Here is a 15,185-nt window from a genome sequence, read left to right as displayed (position 1 = left end):
TGCTTCCTAAAGGGTGCTGTTGGCTAAACGATCGTGGGTGCGCGTGCGTGCCCATCTCTCAGCATCCAACACCGAGTCCACCGTCAGCTCCAAGGATCCTGAATGTTCGCTGAGGACGGACTCCACCGTGTCCACAATATCCGTGAACCTGATCCTGCCGGCATGGAAGGCTTCAACGGCTTCCTCGTTCGCTGCGTTGAAGACAGCCGGGAAAGTACTGCCTTGCTTCGCGGCGTCCTTGGCCAGTTCCACCGCCGGGAATGCTACCGAGTCAAGGGGTTCGAACGTCCAACTGGTGGCCTGGGTCCAGTCGCAGGCCTTGGCGGCTCGGGGCACGCGGTCCGGCCACCCGAGTCCAAGGGCAATGGGCAACCGCATGTCCGGCGGCGAAGCCTGGGCGATGATGGAGCCATCCACGAACTCCACCATGGAGTGCACCACAGACTGTGGGTGCACCACGACGTCGATCCTGTCCAAAGGGACGTCGAAGAGCAAGTGCGCTTCGATGACTTCCAGGCCTTTGTTGACCAGGCTGGCTGAGTTGGTGGTGACCATCAGGCCCATATCCCACGTGGGGTGGGCAAGGGCCTCGGCCGGCGTAACGTCGCGGAGTTGCTCGCGGTTCCGGCCCCGGAACGGACCGCCGGAAGCTGTCAGGATGAGTTTTTCAACCTCCTTGTCAGTTCCCGCGCGGAGGCACTGGGCAATGGCCGAATGCTCGGAATCCACGGGCACGATCTGGTCAACGGCTGCCGCGGCCATCACGAGCGCACCGCCCACAATCAGGGATTCCTTGTTCGCCAGGGCGAGGGTGGCGCCGGACTTGAGGGCTGCCAGCGTAGGGGCCAAGCCGATGGAACCCGTGATGCCGTTGAGTACGACGTCCGCTTCGATCGCGGCAATCTTGGTAGACGCGTCCGGCCCTGTGATGATCGCCGGATCATAGTTCCTGAGTCCGGCGGCGGAGGCGGCAGCGCTGATGAGCTTCCGGAGTTCATGGGCGTCGCCATAGGCGATGCCGACTGCCTGGGCCTTGGTGTGGACAGCCTGCTGCGCGATCAGTTCCAGGTTGCCGCCACCCGCGCTGAGGGCCACGACCTCGAACAGGTGGGGAGCGGCGTCGACGACCTCAATAGCCTGTGTGCCAATGGAACCAGTGGACCCGAGGAGAATGATCTTGCGCGGCTGCATTGCTTAAGTATCCCGCACCCCAGGCGTAGCGTTGGTTTGTGGACTGGGTCTCGTGGTTCGAGGCGCCGGACTATGAATTCGCCCGGCAGGTGCTTCAGCGTGGCACGGCCGCGCTCTACTTCATCGCGTTCCTGTCCAGCCTCAACCAATTCCCGGCGCTCCTCGGGGAACACGGGCTTCTCCCTGTCCCGCGGTACGTTGACGGTCACAGGATCTTGCGCAGGCCCAGCCTTTTCCGGTGGAAGTATTCGGACTCCTTGCTCCGGGCAGTCTGCGCCACCGGACTCGCCATTTCCTTGACGCTCGTGGGCGGGCTGCCGCAGCTTGGCCCGCCCTGGCATCCTCTGGCCGCCTTCCTGGCTCTGTGGCTGCTTTACATGTCGATCGTGAACGTTGGCCAGACCTTCTATGGCTTTGGCTGGGAGATGCTGCTGCTCGAAATGGGATTCACGGTTGCATTCCTCGGTTCGGACCAGACTCCCCCGCCTAAGACCATCCTCGTGCTGCTCGTGTGGCTGTTGTTCAGGCTGGAGTTCGGCGCTGGCATGATCAAGATCCATGGCGGAAGCGAGTGGCGTGATTTAACCGCCCTGTACTACCACCACGAGACGCAGCCCATGCCCGGACCGTTGAGCCGCCAGGCACATCTCTTGCCCAAACCGATGCACCGTATGGAGGTGCTCGGAAACCACTTCGCCCAGCTGGTGGTGCCATTCTTCCTGTTCGCCCCGCAGCCACTGGCCACCATTGCCGCCGGAATTGTCGTCTTCACGCAGCTTTGGCTTGTGGGGAGCGGCAATTTCGCGTGGCTCAATTGGTCCGCGATCGTGCTTGCCTTCGCTGCGGTGAGCGACCCGGTCGCCCACGCTGTGCTGCCGTTCATTCCGCAGCAGACGAACCCGGCTGCGGAGGTTCCGCAGACCCCGGTGTGGTGGCTCGCCGTCATACTCGCGGTGACAGTGCTCCTCCTGGTGCTCAGCTATTGGCCGATCCGCAACCTGCTCTCGCGGGAGCAGCTCATGAACGCGAGTTTCAACCGTTGGCAGTTGGTCAACACCTATGGGGCGTTCGGTACGGTGACCCGGCACCGGGTGGAAATCGTGGTGGAGGGCACGCAGGAGGACGTTCCCGTCGATGAGGCCGACTGGCGCGAATACGGCTTCAAGGGCAAACCCGGCGACGTCCGCCGGCTCCCCCGCCAATGGGCGCCGTACCACCTGCGCCTCGACTGGTTGATGTGGTTCCTGCCCTTGCGCACCGTGCATGAGGAGTGGTTCTACGCGTTCCTCGGGAAACTGCTCGACGCCGACCGGCCCACCTTGCGTTTGTTGCGCCAAGACCCGTTCGACGGCGCACCGCCGCGTTGGGTGCGGGCGCGCAGCTTCCTGTACCGCTTCGCAACGAGGGCCGAGTTCCGCGAAACGGGCCAGCGTTGGATCCGGATGGAGCTCTACGAGGTCATTGCCCCCTTGGGCCGTCCGGCGTCGCGGCGGCGTGGACGCTAGATCCGGCAGGACTGAACCTTCAGGAAAGCCGGGCCCTGTGCAACGTCGATTCGGCGTGTTTGAGGATAGGACCGTCCACCATCTTGCCCTTGTACTGGAATACCCCGGTTCCGGCCGCCGCCGCGGCTTCAAGCAGCTCCCGTGCCTCAGCGACGGCGTCCGGCGAGGGTGCGTAGGCTTCGCGGACCACGGCAACCTGGTTCGGGTGGATGCAGGCCTTCGCTCCGAATCCGCTGGCCATGGCGTCTGCGGATTCCACGGCCAATCCGGCAAGATCGGGAATGTCGACGTACACCGAATCGATGGCTTCCTTGCCCGCAGCCTTGGCGGCGAGCAGCACTGCGGAACGGGAGGCCATGGCGACGGCCCGGTAGCCGCCGTCGTCCTTGCGGCTGGAGGTGCCGCCCATGGAGGCGATCAAGTCCTCGGCACCCCACATGAGCCCGACGACGTTGGGGGCCTGGGCGATCTCACTCGCATTGATGATCCCCTTGGCCGTCTCGCACAGCGCGATGACGTGGTACCCCTCGAGCGCTTTCAGCTGTTCACCGGACTCGGCCTTGGCCAACATCACGGTGCGGTACGGCGTGTGCGTGAGGCAGTGCAGGTCCTTCTCGAAGTCCGGGGTCCCCACCGGGTTGACCCGCACAATCGTGCGGCTGGGGTCGAGCTCGGCGGTCTCGCCACCCGAGCCAAGCTGGGCGAGGATGGCGCCCCGGGCGCGCTTCTTGTCCGCGGGGGCGACCGCGTCCTCGAGGTCCAGGATCACGGCGTCGGAACGCTCGGCGGCCTTTTGGTACCGTTCCGGACGGTCGGCGGGGCAGAAAAGTAGTGCGGGGCCCATCGTGAAGGTCATGTATTGATTGTCCCCTGTTGCGCCTTGAGATGCGCGGTCCGGGTCCACATCAGGCAGGCCCGCGTGGCCAAGGCCACAACCGTGCCGTCCTGGTTGCGCCCCGTGTGCTGCATAGTCACGACGCCCTGCCCGGGGCGCGACGACGACGCCCGCTTCCCGGTCACGACAGTCTCCGTGTAAAGGGTGTCGCCGTGGTAGAGCGGGTGCGGAAAAGATACGTCCGTGAGGCCAAGCTGGGCGATGATGGTGCCTTGGGTCAGCTGCGTGACGGACTGCCCCACCATGGTGGACAACGTGAACATCGAGTTCATGAGCCGCTGGCCGAAGGGCTGGGTTGCACTCCAGGCCGCGTCCAGGTGCAATGCCTGGGTGTTCATGGTCAACGTGGTGAACAGGACGTTGTCCGTTTCCGTGACGGTCCGTCCCGGGCGATGCGTATAGACGACGTCTTCCTCGAGCTCGTCGAAGTAGAGCCCCCGCTGCTCAATAATTCGGGGTCCACCGCTGCCCGGGGTTTCAGGGCTCGCGGTCATACAGTCAGCTCCTGGTCTTCTTCGAAAAGCTCGACGCCGGTCGCAGCCGCAACGTCCTCTACAGACACATTCGGCGCCAACTCGCGCAGGACCAGCCGCGATTCCCCACCCTCGGAGACCACATCGATCACGGCGAGATCGGTGATGATCCTGTCAACGCAGCCCTTCCCCGTCACCGGCAACGAGCATTCCTTGACGATCTTGGGCTTGCCGTTGCGGTCAACGTGCTCCATCATCACGATCACCCGCTTGGCGCCGAAGACGAGATCCATGGCGCCGCCCATGCCCTTGACCATCTTTCCCGGGATCATCCAGTTGGCCAGGTCCCCGTTGGCCGCAACCTCCATGGCGCCCAGCACGGCCACGTCCACATGGCCGCCGCGGATCATGCCGAACGATGTTGCCGAGTCGAAGAACGCGGCGCCCGCATTGACCGTGACCGTTTCCTTGCCTGCGTTGATCAGGTCGGGGTCCACAGCGTCCTCGGCCGGATAAGGGCCGACCCCCAGGATCCCGTTTTCGGAATGCAGGATCACTTCGACTCCGGCAGGGATGTAGTTGGGAATCAGGGTGGGCATGCCGATCCCCAGGTTGACGTACTGTCCGTTGCGGAGCTCGCGGGCCACGCGGGCGGCCAGTTCGTTCCGCGTCCAGCCCTTGCCTTCGTGATGTTCGACGTTGGCCCGGCGGTACTCGTGCCTGACCGCCTCGGGACGCGGTGGCACATCCTGGGTGATGTTCGATTCCATGGCTACGCTCCTGCCTGATCGGTAGTGCCGGCAGCTTCGGTAGTGCCCGCAGCAGATGCCGGGGTCAAGGCAACCGTCCGCTTTTCGATGCGCTTCTCCGTATCCGGTGCAAGCACGACCCGCTGGACGAAAATGCCTGGAGTGTGGATGCTTTGCGGATCGAGTTCGCCTGGCTCCACGAGCTCTTCCACCTCGGCGATGGTGATCCGGGCAGCCATGGCGCACAACGGATTGAAGTTCATGGCTGTCGCGTGGAAGACGAGGTTCCCGTGACGGTCGCCCTTCCAGGCATGGACGAGTCCGAAATCGGGCGTCAGGGATTCCTCCAGGACATAGTCCGCGCCGTTGAAGGTACGCACTTCCTTGGGTGAGGACGCGATCGCCACGTTCCCTTCGGCGTCGTACTTTTGCGGAAGCCCGCCCTCCGAAACCTGGGTCCCGACGCCTGCCGCCGTGAAGAACGCAGGGATTCCGGCGCCTCCGGCGCGCAGTTTCTCAGCCAACGTGCCTTGCGGCGTGAGAACCACCTCGAGCTCGCCAGCCAAATACTGCCGGGCGAACTCCTTGTTCTCACCAACATAGGAACTGATAGTCCGGCGGATCCGTCCGTCCCTCAGCAGGATGCCCAGGCCCCAGTCGTCCACGCCGCAGTTGTTGCTGACCGTTTCAAGGTCTTTGGTGCCTTGATCGTGGAGCGCATCGATCAACGCCACGGGGATACCGCACAAGCCGAACCCTCCGACGGCGAGAGAGGCGCCGTCGTGGATGTCCTTCACCGCTTCCGCGGCGCTGGCAACAACTTTGTCGATCATCGTTTACCTTCCCTGACGGTTAAAGGCCCAGCTCGCGGGCGATGAGCATCAACTGGACCTCGGTGGTGCCTTCCCCGACTTCCAGGATCTTGGAGTCGCGGTAGTGCCGTGCAACCGTGAATTCGTTGATGAAGCCATAGCCACCGAACACCTGGGTGGCGTCCCGTGCGTTGTCCATGGCTGCCTCGCCTGCGACCATCTTAGCGATGGCTGCTTCGGTCTTGAACGGCTTGCCGGCCAGCATCCTCGCGGCCGCATCGTAGTAGGCCAGGCGTGCCGTGTGGGCCCTCGCCTGCATGCGGGCGATCTTGAACTGGATGGCCTGGTACTTGCCGATGTGGTGCCCGAAAGCCATACGTTCCTTGGCGTATTTCACTGACAATTCGACGCAGCCCTGTGCCGCGCCGGTGGCGAGCGCGGCGATGGCGATACGGCCTTCGTCCAGGATGGACAGGAAGTTGGCGTAACCCCGTCCCTGGACACCGAGCAGGTTCTCTTCGGGCACCCGGACGTTGTTCAGTGTGAGCGGGTGAGTGTCGGATGCGTTCCAGCCCACCTTGTTGTAGGCCTTTTCCGCGGTGAAACCAGGCGTGTCGGTGGGAACCAGGATGGTGGAGATTTCCTTCTTGATGCTCCCGTCCTTGCGTTCATGCTGTCCGGTGACGGCGGTGACGGTGACCAGGCGCGTGATGTCGGTCCCGGAGTTCGTGATGAACTCCTTGTTGCCGTTGATGACCCAGAGGCCGTCTTCAAGGTGAGCGTTCGTCTTGGTGCCGCCTGCGTCCGAGCCAGCTTCCGGCTCGGTCAGGCCGAACCCGGCGAGCGCTTCGGCAGAGGTCAGCTGGGGCAGCCACTGTTCCTTTTGCGCTTGTGTACCGAAGCGGTACACAGGCATGGCGCCCAGCGATACGCCTGCTTCAAGGGTGATCGCCACGGACTGGTCCACCCGGCCCAGCTGTTCCAGCGCGAGCGCGAGGGCGAAGTAGTCTCCGCCCATTCCGCCGAACTCTTCAGAGAAGGGCAGGCCGAAGAGACCCATCTCGCCCATCTGCTTGACGACTTCATAGGGGAAGCTGTGTTCCTCGTCATGCTTGGTGGACACCGGGGCCACTACCTCGTCGGCGAATTCCCGGACGGAGTTGCTCAGGTCCTGGTATTCCTCGCTGAGTTCAAAACTTGCCATGGCTAGACTTCCTCGTCTTTCTGGTTTTCTGTCGGTTCCCCCGTTGGTTCCGGGGTGGATTCTTTAGGGGGCTCTGCCGCCACGTGGATGGTTGCGAGGACCTGGTCGGCCTTGACGAGGTCCCCGGTCTTGCTGCTGAGATGCACCGTGCCGGACACCGAGGCCAGCAATTGGTGTTCCATCTTCATCGCTTCCACGGCAAGGAGCACCTGGCCTGCTTCCACGTGGTCGCCGTTGTGCACCGAAACGGAGACGACGGTTCCCGGCATGGGAGACCGGACCTCCGGGTCCGCGGCGCCCTCTTCGCGCTGGATGCCCGCGAGGATGCGTTGGAGCCGGGCCTCGCGGTCCAGGATCTCCAGGCGACAAGACCAGCCGTCGCTGCCAAGCCAAAGCTCCCGCGGCTGGCCAGATCCGGCGCCTCCCGGAGAGGGCGAGCCGTGGGCGAAATGGTGCTCGACGCCGTCGAGCACCAGCGCCGCATGTCCCGCGGATCCAGGCCGCATCTCTGCAGAGTGCACGAAGCCGTCATCCACGCGCGCCGTGAGGCTCAAACCGTTCCCGGTGAGCGCAACGGTGGCCAGGCGGGCGTCGGGAAGTCCGATGGTGGAATTCCACGGCGCGGGCGCGCCGATGCGCCAACCATCCGCGGTGTTCCAGGGCGATTCCGTCCCGGCAGGCGCCAGGACCTGGCGGTTCAGCAGCTCCGAACGGCTCAGGATCGCTGCGGCGATCAGCTCAACGTCGCTCGCCCGACGGAACTCCAGCCCCTCCAGCTTTCGCTCGATCAAACCGGTGTCGAGGCGCCCGGCCCGGACGTCGTGGTCGTTGATCAGGAGCCGTAGATACTCAACGTTGGTGTGCACGCCCAGCAGGGTGTAGTCCCCCAGCGCGTGGTCAAGGGTGTCCAACGCCGCTTTGCGGTCCGGGCCCCAAGCAATGACCTTCGCCAGCATGGGATCGTAGTCGCCGGTGATGGACAGTCCCGGCAGCATGGCGGAGTCAACGCGGACATGGGGATCGTCGCCGGCCCGTTCCCGGAGCGTGACGACCTCGCCGATCGACGGCATGAAACCGCGTTCGGGTACCTCCGCGTAGACGCGCGCCTCTATCGCGTGGCCGTCAAGCACGACCTCGGACTGTGCGACTGTGAGGACCTCACCTGCCGCTATGCGCACTTGCCATTCGACAAGGTCGACGCCGGAGACCATTTCCGTGACCGGGTGTTCCACTTGGAGACGGGTGTTCATCTCCATGAAGAAGAAGTGCTCCGGATCCTTGTCCGAGACAAGGAACTCGACCGTTCCCGCACCGCTGTACTTGACGCTTCGGGCAGCCTGGCAGGCGGCCTCACCGATCCGCGCCCGGACTTCCGCACCATTCGCCAAGGACTCCAGCAAGGGGGACGGCGCCTCCTCGATGACTTTCTGGTGGCGGCGCTGAAGCGAACACTCGCGCTCGCCAAGGTGAATGACGTTGCCATGGTTGTCGGCAAGGACCTGGACCTCGATGTGACGGGGCGCCTGGACGAGCCTCTCCAGAAACAGGGTGTCATCACCGAAGGCGCTCGCCGCCACACGCCGGGCCGTCAGCAGCGTGGACGCCATATCCTCCAGCCGCTCCACCACGTGCATGCCTTTACCGCCCCCACCGGCCGAGGGCTTGATGAGCAGGGGGAAGCCGACGCCGGGCGCCGCCTTGATCAGTTCCGCATCGCTCAGGCCCGGTTCGGCAATGCCCGGAACGCAGGGTACGCCATAGGACATGACGTGGTTCTTGGAACGGATCTTGTCGCCCATGATCTCGATGGCGTCAATGCCCGGGCCGATGAACGCGATCCCTGCGGCGTCCAAGGCCTTGGCGAACTCCACGTTCTCGGCCAGGAATCCGTAGCCGGGATGGACGGCTTGGGCGCCGCTTTGCAGGCACGCCTCGATGATGGCGTCTATCCGCAGGTAGCTGTCGGCCGCCGCGGCTGTGCCGATCCGGACGGCAGTGTCCGCTTCGCGCACGTGCCGGGCCCCGGCGTCGGCGTCTGAATAGACCGCCACCGCGCGGATGCCCATGGCCTTGAGGCTGCGGATGACGCGGCAGGCGATCTCGCCGCGGTTGGCGACAAGGACGGTGTCGAAGGAGTTGATTGTCATAGGGTCACATCCGGAAGAGGCCGAAGGAGGTTTCCGGCAAGGGTTGGCGGGACACGGTATCCAGGGCCATACCGAGGACGCGCCGGGTGTCGGCGGGGTCGATGATGCCGTCGTCCCACAGTCGGGCGGTGGAATAATAGGGGCTGCCTTGGTCCTCGTATTGCTGCTTGATGGGGGCCTTGAAGGCTTCCTCGTCCTCCGCCGACCATTCCTCGCCGCGGGCCTCGTACTGGTCCCGTTTGACGGTGGCCAGCACGCTGGAGGCCTGGTTCCCGCCCATGACCGAAATACGGGACGCGGGCCACATCCACAAGAAGCGCGGCGAGTAGGCCCTGCCGCACATCGAGTAGTTTCCGGCGCCGAAGGATCCGCCGATCACCACGGTCAGCTTGGGGACGCGGGCGGTGGCGACGGCGGTGACCATCTTGGCGCCGTTCTTGGCTATGCCGCCCTGCTCGTAGTCCTTGCCCACCATGAAGCCGGAGAGGTTCTGCAGGAAGATCAACGGGATGCCGCGCTGATCGCAGAGCTCAATGAAGTGCGCGCCCTTGAGGGAGGACTCACTGAACAGCACCCCGTTGTTGGCCACGATGCCCACGGGGTGGCCGTGCAGCTTCGCGAACCCGGTGACCAGGGTGGTGCCGTAGTTCTTCTTGAACTCATGGAACCTGGAGCCATCCACCAGACGGGCGATGACTTCGCGGACGTCATATTGGGCGTTGACGTCCGTGGGAACGGCACCATAGATCTCGCCCGGGTCCACCACCGGCTGGACGGCAGTGTCCACGTCCCATGCCGGGGGGGCCGGCTTAGGCAGCGTGGAGACGATGTCGCGGACGATCTGCAGGGCATGCTCATCGTTTTCGGCGAGGTGGTCCGTCACACCCGAAATCCTCGAGTGGACGTCTCCGCCGCCGAGTTCCTCTGCCGTGACGATCTCACCGATGGCGGCCTTCACGAGGGGTGGGCCGCCCAGGAAGATGGTGCCCTGGTTGCGGACAATAACCGTCTCGTCGCTCATGGCCGGGACATAGGCGCCCCCGGCGGTGCAGGACCCCATGACCGAGGCAATCTGCGGGACCTTCGCGGCGGACATCTTCGCCTGGTTGAAGAAGATCCGGCCAAAGTGCTCCTTGTCCGGGAACACCTCGTCCTGCTTGGGCAGGAACGCTCCTCCGGAATCCACCAGGTAGACACACGGCAGCCTGTTCTCCAAGGCGATTTCCTGGGCCCGGAGGTGCTTCTTGACCGTCATCGGGTAATACGTACCGCCCTTGACCGTGGCGTCGTTGGAAACCACCATCACCTGGCGGCCATGGACCAAGCCGATCCCGACAATGACCCCCGCGCCGGGCGAGTCATCGTTGTACATCCCGTTGGCCGCCAGCGGGGCGATCTCCAGAAAGGGGCTGCCCTCGTCCAACAGGTAGTTGATGCGTTCGCGCGGCAACAGCTTCCCCCGGGAGATGTGCCGCTCGCGCGATTTCTCCGGTCCACCGAGCGCGGCCACGGCAAGTCGCTTCTTCAACTCCTGCACCAGGGACAGCTGCGCTTCCGCGTTGGCCGCGAACTGATCGCTGCTGGCATCCAGCTGGCTGGCGAGTGTCTCCATCGGCCGTGTCCCATCCCGGCCAAAAGGCCATCTCAGTTAGTACCGCATAACTGGAATTTAGGTTAGTCTCTATTAACTGTGTTGTCCATCACCTCGATGCCGAACTCGATCCGGCAGCAGGTCGAATGTGACGCTTGCAATAAGGAGGAATTGTGGTCACCTTCCAGCGGAGCCCGCAGCAGGACGGCCAGACCCAGCGGAGCCAGGCCAAGGAAACCCGGCGCAAGGCGCTCCTGGTCGCGGCTGCCGGACTTTTTGCCGCAGACGGCTTCAACCGCGTGTCGCTGGAGGACCTGGGAGCCGCCGCAGGAGTCAGCGGACCGGCCGTGTATCGGCATTTCCCCGGAAAACAGGCCGTCCTTGCCGAGCTGCTGCTGAGCGTGAGCCGCAATCTGCTCGACGGCGGCCGCACTGTGGTGTCCGAGGCCCCCGACGCCGAAACCGCGTTGCGCGGGCTGGTGGAATTCCATGTTGACTTCGCCCTCAGCAATCCCGATGTCATCCGTGTCCAGGACCGCGATTTCAGCAACCTCAGCGATGCCGACCAGGCCGAAGTCCGCACCCTGCAGCGTAACTACGTGGAACTGTGGGTGGGAGTTCTCGGCCAATTGCATCCGGACACCGATCCTGCCGAACTGCGGGTACGGGCACATGCGGCCTTCGGATTGATCAACTCGACTCCCCACTCCGTCCGGCACCACGGACGCCGCATGGCGGTCAAGAGCGCGAGGCCCATCCTCGAACGGATGGCGCTGGCGGCACTGACCGTTCGATAGCCGCCGACGCGCGCTCACTTTTGGGGCGTTTCTAATGGACGCTCCTGCACTTGTCCGGCGGCGAGCCGGCAGTTGTGCAGGAGCGCCAAGCATTTTGGGCCCAAAAGTGAGCGAGCGTTGCGCGAACATCGTGCCCGCGCGGATCGGTGCGCGCGCGGAACCGTCGGAACGGCCGCGAGGGCTAGATCATGGTCATGACTGTTGCAGGGTCGGACAGGATCGCGCCCAGGTCGGCCAGGAATTTCGAACCCTGTTCACCGTCCACCAACCGGTGGTCGAAAGACAGGCTCAGCGACATCACCTGGCGCACCGCGAGTTCGTCGTTGTGCACCCATGGAGCCTTCCGCACCGATCCCAGCGCCACGATCGCAGCCTCGCCCGGGTTCAAGATGGGGGTTCCCGCGTCGATCCCGAAGACACCGATGTTGGTGATCGAAATGGTCCCGCCCGTGAGATCTGCCGGAGAGGTCTTTCCCGAGCGTGCCGTGTCCGTGAGCTCGGACAACGCGGTGGACAGTTCCACCAGCGTCATCTTGTCCGCGTCTTTGATGTTGGGAACAGTCAGTCCCCGCGGCGTGGCTGCCGCGATGCCCAGGTTCACGTAATTGAACTGCACGATCTCCTGTGCGGCCTCGTCCCAGCGGGAGTTCAGCGTCGGGTTCCTGCGCAGGGCAATAAGCACTGCCTTGGCCGCTATGGTCAACGGCGTGAGTTTGTACCCTGCAAATTCGCGGCTGGCTTTTAGCCGCGTCAGCAGTTCCATGGTGGGCGTGACGTCAATGGTCAGGAACTCCGTCACATGTGGCGCCGTGAATGCACTTTGCACCATGGCAGCGGCCGTGAATTTGCGAACTCCCTTGATGGGCGTGCGAGTCTCGCGTTCAACGGAGGTCCCGACGGCGGGCACGCCGGCCGGGGCGGTCGGAGCACCGACGCGGCCCAATATCTGGACCTGTGGCCCAGCCGCGAAGTCCTGGACGTCCGAACGGGTGATGAGCCCCGCAGGCCCGGTTCCCTTGACCAGTTCAAGGTCAATTCCAAGATCCCTAGCGAACTTGCGGACCGGAGGGGTGGACCGCGGCCGCTCTTGTTCCGCAGTCGGCTCGCTGGGAACCGCGAGAGGTGGGGCGGGCTCGACGGCGGGAACGGACTCCGGGACCGGCTCGCGTTCGGCGGCGCGTCCGTCAAACGCGCGCTGGCGTCGGGCCGGGCGTCCGGACTTTTCGACGACGGCACCATAGCCTACGAGGTTCGGCTCACGTTTCGCCGCGGCTTCCACCGGGCTGCCCGCGGGGGCGACCACACCGGAAGTGCCCGCATCGGAACCTGCAACACTTGACGGCGAGGCTCCGGCGTCGTCGACTTCAAAGGAGACGATCGGCTTGCCGACCTCCACAACCGAACCGGCCTGCTCGTGCAAGGCGGCCACGGTTCCCGCGAAAGGCGAGGGAAGTTCAACCACGGCCTTGGCCGTTTCCACCTCGGCAATGACCTGGTTCAAGGTCACGGTGTCCCCCACCGCAATCTTCCAGCTGAGAATTTCCGACTCGGTGAGTCCCTCGCCGAGGTCCGGAAGCCTGAATTCCTTGATCATCGTGGCGCTCATCCTTCCAGGCCGCTCAGGGAGTTACCGCGGCCAAGTGCCCGGTCCACGCCGTCAAGGATCCTGTCCATATCCGGCAGATGGTGCATCTCGAGCTTTGAGTACGGGTAAGGGATGTCGAACCCCGTGATCCGGACTGGCGCCGATTCCAGGTAGTTGAAGCAGCGCTCGGTGATGCTCGCGGCGATTTCCGCACCGAGCCCGCCGGACTGCGCAGCCTCATGGGTGATGACCAGCCGGCCGGTCTTGCGGACAGACGCCTCCACTGCCGGGAAGTCGATCGGGGCCAGAGAGCGCAGGTCGATAACCTCCACGGAGATTCCTTCATCGGAGGCGGCCATGGCTGCGTCATTGGCGGTCTTCACGAGCGGGCCATACGTCACCAACGTGACGTCGCTGCCTGCGGAGACCACCCGGGCCTTTTCCATGGACAGCGCAGTGGAAAGATCTGCAGTCTCGTCCACTTCGCCCTTGTCGTGGTAACGGCGCTTGGGCTCGAAATAGAGCACCGGATCGTCCGAGGCGATGGCCTGCTGGATCATGGTGTACGCATCCTGCGGGTTGGAGACGCTGATGACGCGCAGTCCAGAGGTGTGGGTGAAGTAGGCCTCCGGGGATTCGGAGTGGTGCTCGGGTGAGCCGATCCCGCCACCAAAAGGAACCCGGATGGTGATGGGCATCTTGACCCGGCCCTGTGTCCGGTAGTGCATCTTGGCGACCTGGCTGACAATCTGGTCGAACGCCGGGTAAATGAAGCCGTCGAATTGGATTTCGCAGACCGGACGGTAGCCGCGGTAGGCCAGTCCGACCGCTGTGCCGATGATCGCGGATTCGGCCAAGGGGGTGTCAACCACGCGGTGCTTGCCGAAGTCCTTCTGGAGGCCGTCGGTCACCCGGAAAACACCGCCGAGGGCCCCGATGTCCTCACCCATGAGGACAACTTTGGGATCGCTCTCGAGGGACTTGCGCAGGCCGGCATTGATGGCGCGGGCGAATGTCAGCTTGCTCATCAGAGTGCACCTTCCTGGGTGGATCCGCTGAAGCTTTCCAGATAGCGGGAGTAATGGTCCTTCTGGCGTTCGATCCAGGAGTTGGGCGTGCTGTAGACGTGGTTGAAAAGGTCCAACGGCGCGGGATCCGGCATATTGATGACGCCTGCCCGCAGGTTCCGGGCCACCTCGTCCGCTTTGGCCTGGGTCCTGGCTTCAACTTCTTCGGTCAGCAGGCCCTTGGTGCGAAGCAGCGCCTTCAGCCGGGCAATCGGGTCCTTGGCCGCCCAGTCCTCAAGCTCATTGGCGTCGCGGTAGCGGGTGGGGTCGTCCGCCGTGGTGTGCGGGCCCATGCGATAGGTCACCGCTTCAATGAACGTCGGTCCACCGCCCTTGCGTGCCCTGTCCAACGCAATGCGCGTGACGGCCAAAACAGCCAGGACGTCGTTCCCGTCGACCCGCATGCTGGGGATTCCAAATCCTGAGGCACGATCGGCGATCTGGATGTGCGACTGAATCCGGACGGGTTCGGAGATGGCCCAATGGTTGTTCTGGCAAATAAAGACCACGGGCACTTGGAAGCTCGCCGCGAAGACCATTGCCTCGTTGACGTCACCCTCACTGGTGGCACCGTCGCCGAAGTAGGCAACCGCGACGGAATCGGCGCCATCGTGCTGGATGCCCATGGCGTAGCCGGTTGCGTGCAATGACTGCGAGCCGATGATGATCTGCTGGGTGGCAATGTTGTGGCGGTACGGGTCCCAACCGGACGAGGCATTGCCGCGCCAGGCACGGACCAGGTCCTTTGGCTCCACTCCGCGGCAATAGGCCACGCCGTTGTCCCGATAGCTGGGGAAGACGAAGTCGTCATCCCGGAGGGCCCTGCCCGAACCGATCTGCGATGCTTCCTGCCCCAGCAGCGGCGGCCACAAGGCCAGCTCCCCCTGACGCTGCAAGGCAGTGGCCTCGGAGTCGATGCGGCGGATGACCATCATGTCCTCATACAGCGAGCACAGCTGCTCGTCCGTGACATCGCTGACCCAGAGATCGAACTCCGGGTGGCTGATGCGTTCCCCCTCGGGGGAAATCAGTTGGACCAGGTTTCCGCCGGTCCGACGAGGGTTTTCTGCACTGATTCCGGGGTTCGGAGCCTTGTAGGCGTCCTGGCCGGCTTTGTCCGTCAACACAGTTGATCGCACCTTTCAGCTCGTGCTCGCAGGCCTGGGACG

13 protein-coding genes are annotated in these 15,185 nt (G+C 64.1%); 2 read left to right on the top strand and 11 right to left on the bottom strand.

What is annotated here, in order from left to right; genetic code table 11:
• Positions 1–6: 6 nt before the first annotated feature.
• Positions 7–1,191, bottom strand: coding sequence for a 1-deoxy-D-xylulose-5-phosphate reductoisomerase (gene dxr, locus LFT43_RS06675; RefSeq protein ID WP_395801740.1), 1,185 nt, complete (start codon positions 1,189–1,191; stop codon positions 7–9).
• Between the two features lie 38 nt (positions 1,192–1,229).
• Here dxr and LFT43_RS06670 point away from each other — a divergent pair, with 38 nt between their 5' ends.
• Entirely contained in the window at positions 1,230–2,696 is a 1,467-nt protein-coding gene (locus tag LFT43_RS06670) for a lipase maturation factor family protein (protein ID WP_395801739.1), read from the top strand.
• Positions 2,697–2,715: 19 nt separating this feature from the next.
• Here LFT43_RS06670 and LFT43_RS06665 read toward each other — a convergent pair whose 3' ends face one another.
• From LFT43_RS06665 to LFT43_RS06635, 7 genes are read right to left on the bottom strand one after another with little or no spacing between them, the layout of a single operon-like run.
• Entirely contained in the window at positions 2,716–3,552 is an 837-nt protein-coding gene (locus tag LFT43_RS06665; RefSeq protein ID WP_395801738.1) for an HpcH/HpaI aldolase/citrate lyase family protein, read from the bottom strand.
• Positions 3,549–4,085 (bottom strand): MaoC family dehydratase, encoded by a 537-nt coding sequence (locus LFT43_RS06660; RefSeq protein ID WP_395801737.1) that lies wholly within the window; start codon positions 4,083–4,085, stop codon positions 3,549–3,551. The genes LFT43_RS06665 and LFT43_RS06660 overlap by 4 nt, the downstream gene beginning before the upstream one ends.
• On the bottom strand, positions 4,082–4,834 hold the full coding sequence (locus tag LFT43_RS06655; RefSeq protein WP_395801736.1) for a CoA transferase subunit B: 753 nt from the start codon (positions 4,832–4,834) through the stop codon (positions 4,082–4,084). Before LFT43_RS06655 ends, LFT43_RS06660 begins: the two co-directional genes overlap by 4 nt.
• Positions 4,835–4,836: 2 nt before the next feature.
• Positions 4,837–5,646: a CoA transferase subunit A gene (locus tag LFT43_RS06650; protein ID WP_395801735.1), complete on the bottom strand. Its 810-nt coding sequence runs from the start codon at positions 5,644–5,646 to the stop codon at positions 4,837–4,839.
• A gap of 19 nt (positions 5,647–5,665) precedes the next feature.
• Positions 5,666–6,829, bottom strand: coding sequence for an acyl-CoA dehydrogenase family protein (locus tag LFT43_RS06645; RefSeq protein ID WP_395801734.1), 1,164 nt, complete (start codon positions 6,827–6,829; stop codon positions 5,666–5,668).
• A gap of 2 nt (positions 6,830–6,831) precedes the next feature.
• Complete coding sequence (locus tag LFT43_RS06640; protein ID WP_395801733.1) at positions 6,832–8,976, bottom strand: acetyl/propionyl/methylcrotonyl-CoA carboxylase subunit alpha; 2,145 nt, start codon at positions 8,974–8,976, stop codon at positions 6,832–6,834.
• A gap of 4 nt (positions 8,977–8,980) precedes the next feature.
• A complete protein-coding gene (locus LFT43_RS06635) occupies positions 8,981–10,588 on the bottom strand; it encodes a carboxyl transferase domain-containing protein (protein WP_395801732.1) in 1,608 nt (535 codons plus the stop codon).
• A 152-nt stretch (positions 10,589–10,740) separates the two neighbouring features.
• On the opposite strand from LFT43_RS06635, the gene LFT43_RS06630 reads away from it, so the two are divergent.
• Positions 10,741–11,364, top strand: a complete 624-nt coding sequence (locus LFT43_RS06630; RefSeq protein ID WP_395801731.1) for a TetR/AcrR family transcriptional regulator — start codon at positions 10,741–10,743, stop codon at positions 11,362–11,364.
• Between the two features lie 181 nt (positions 11,365–11,545).
• Here LFT43_RS06630 and LFT43_RS06625 read toward each other — a convergent pair whose 3' ends face one another.
• Genes LFT43_RS06625 through pdhA form a run of 3 tightly spaced genes read right to left on the bottom strand, consistent with a single transcriptional unit; the run spans position 11,546 to position 15,143 of the window.
• Complete coding sequence (locus LFT43_RS06625; protein WP_395801730.1) at positions 11,546–12,970, bottom strand: dihydrolipoamide acetyltransferase family protein; 1,425 nt, start codon at positions 12,968–12,970, stop codon at positions 11,546–11,548.
• Positions 12,967–13,977, bottom strand: coding sequence for an alpha-ketoacid dehydrogenase subunit beta (locus tag LFT43_RS06620; RefSeq protein WP_395801729.1), 1,011 nt, complete (start codon positions 13,975–13,977; stop codon positions 12,967–12,969). The genes LFT43_RS06625 and LFT43_RS06620 overlap by 4 nt, the downstream gene beginning before the upstream one ends.
• Positions 13,977–15,143, bottom strand: coding sequence for a pyruvate dehydrogenase (acetyl-transferring) E1 component subunit alpha (gene pdhA, locus LFT43_RS06615; RefSeq protein ID WP_395801728.1), 1,167 nt, complete (start codon positions 15,141–15,143; stop codon positions 13,977–13,979). The genes LFT43_RS06620 and pdhA overlap by 1 nt, the downstream gene beginning before the upstream one ends.
• Positions 15,144–15,185 lie beyond the last annotated feature (42 nt).

Source organism: Arthrobacter sp. FW306-04-A (assembly GCF_044358315.1).
GTDB lineage: Bacteria > Actinomycetota > Actinomycetes > Actinomycetales > Micrococcaceae > Arthrobacter.
The sequence above is the reverse complement of the archived record's forward strand: the minus strand, read 5'-3'. Positions and strand labels throughout refer to the sequence as shown.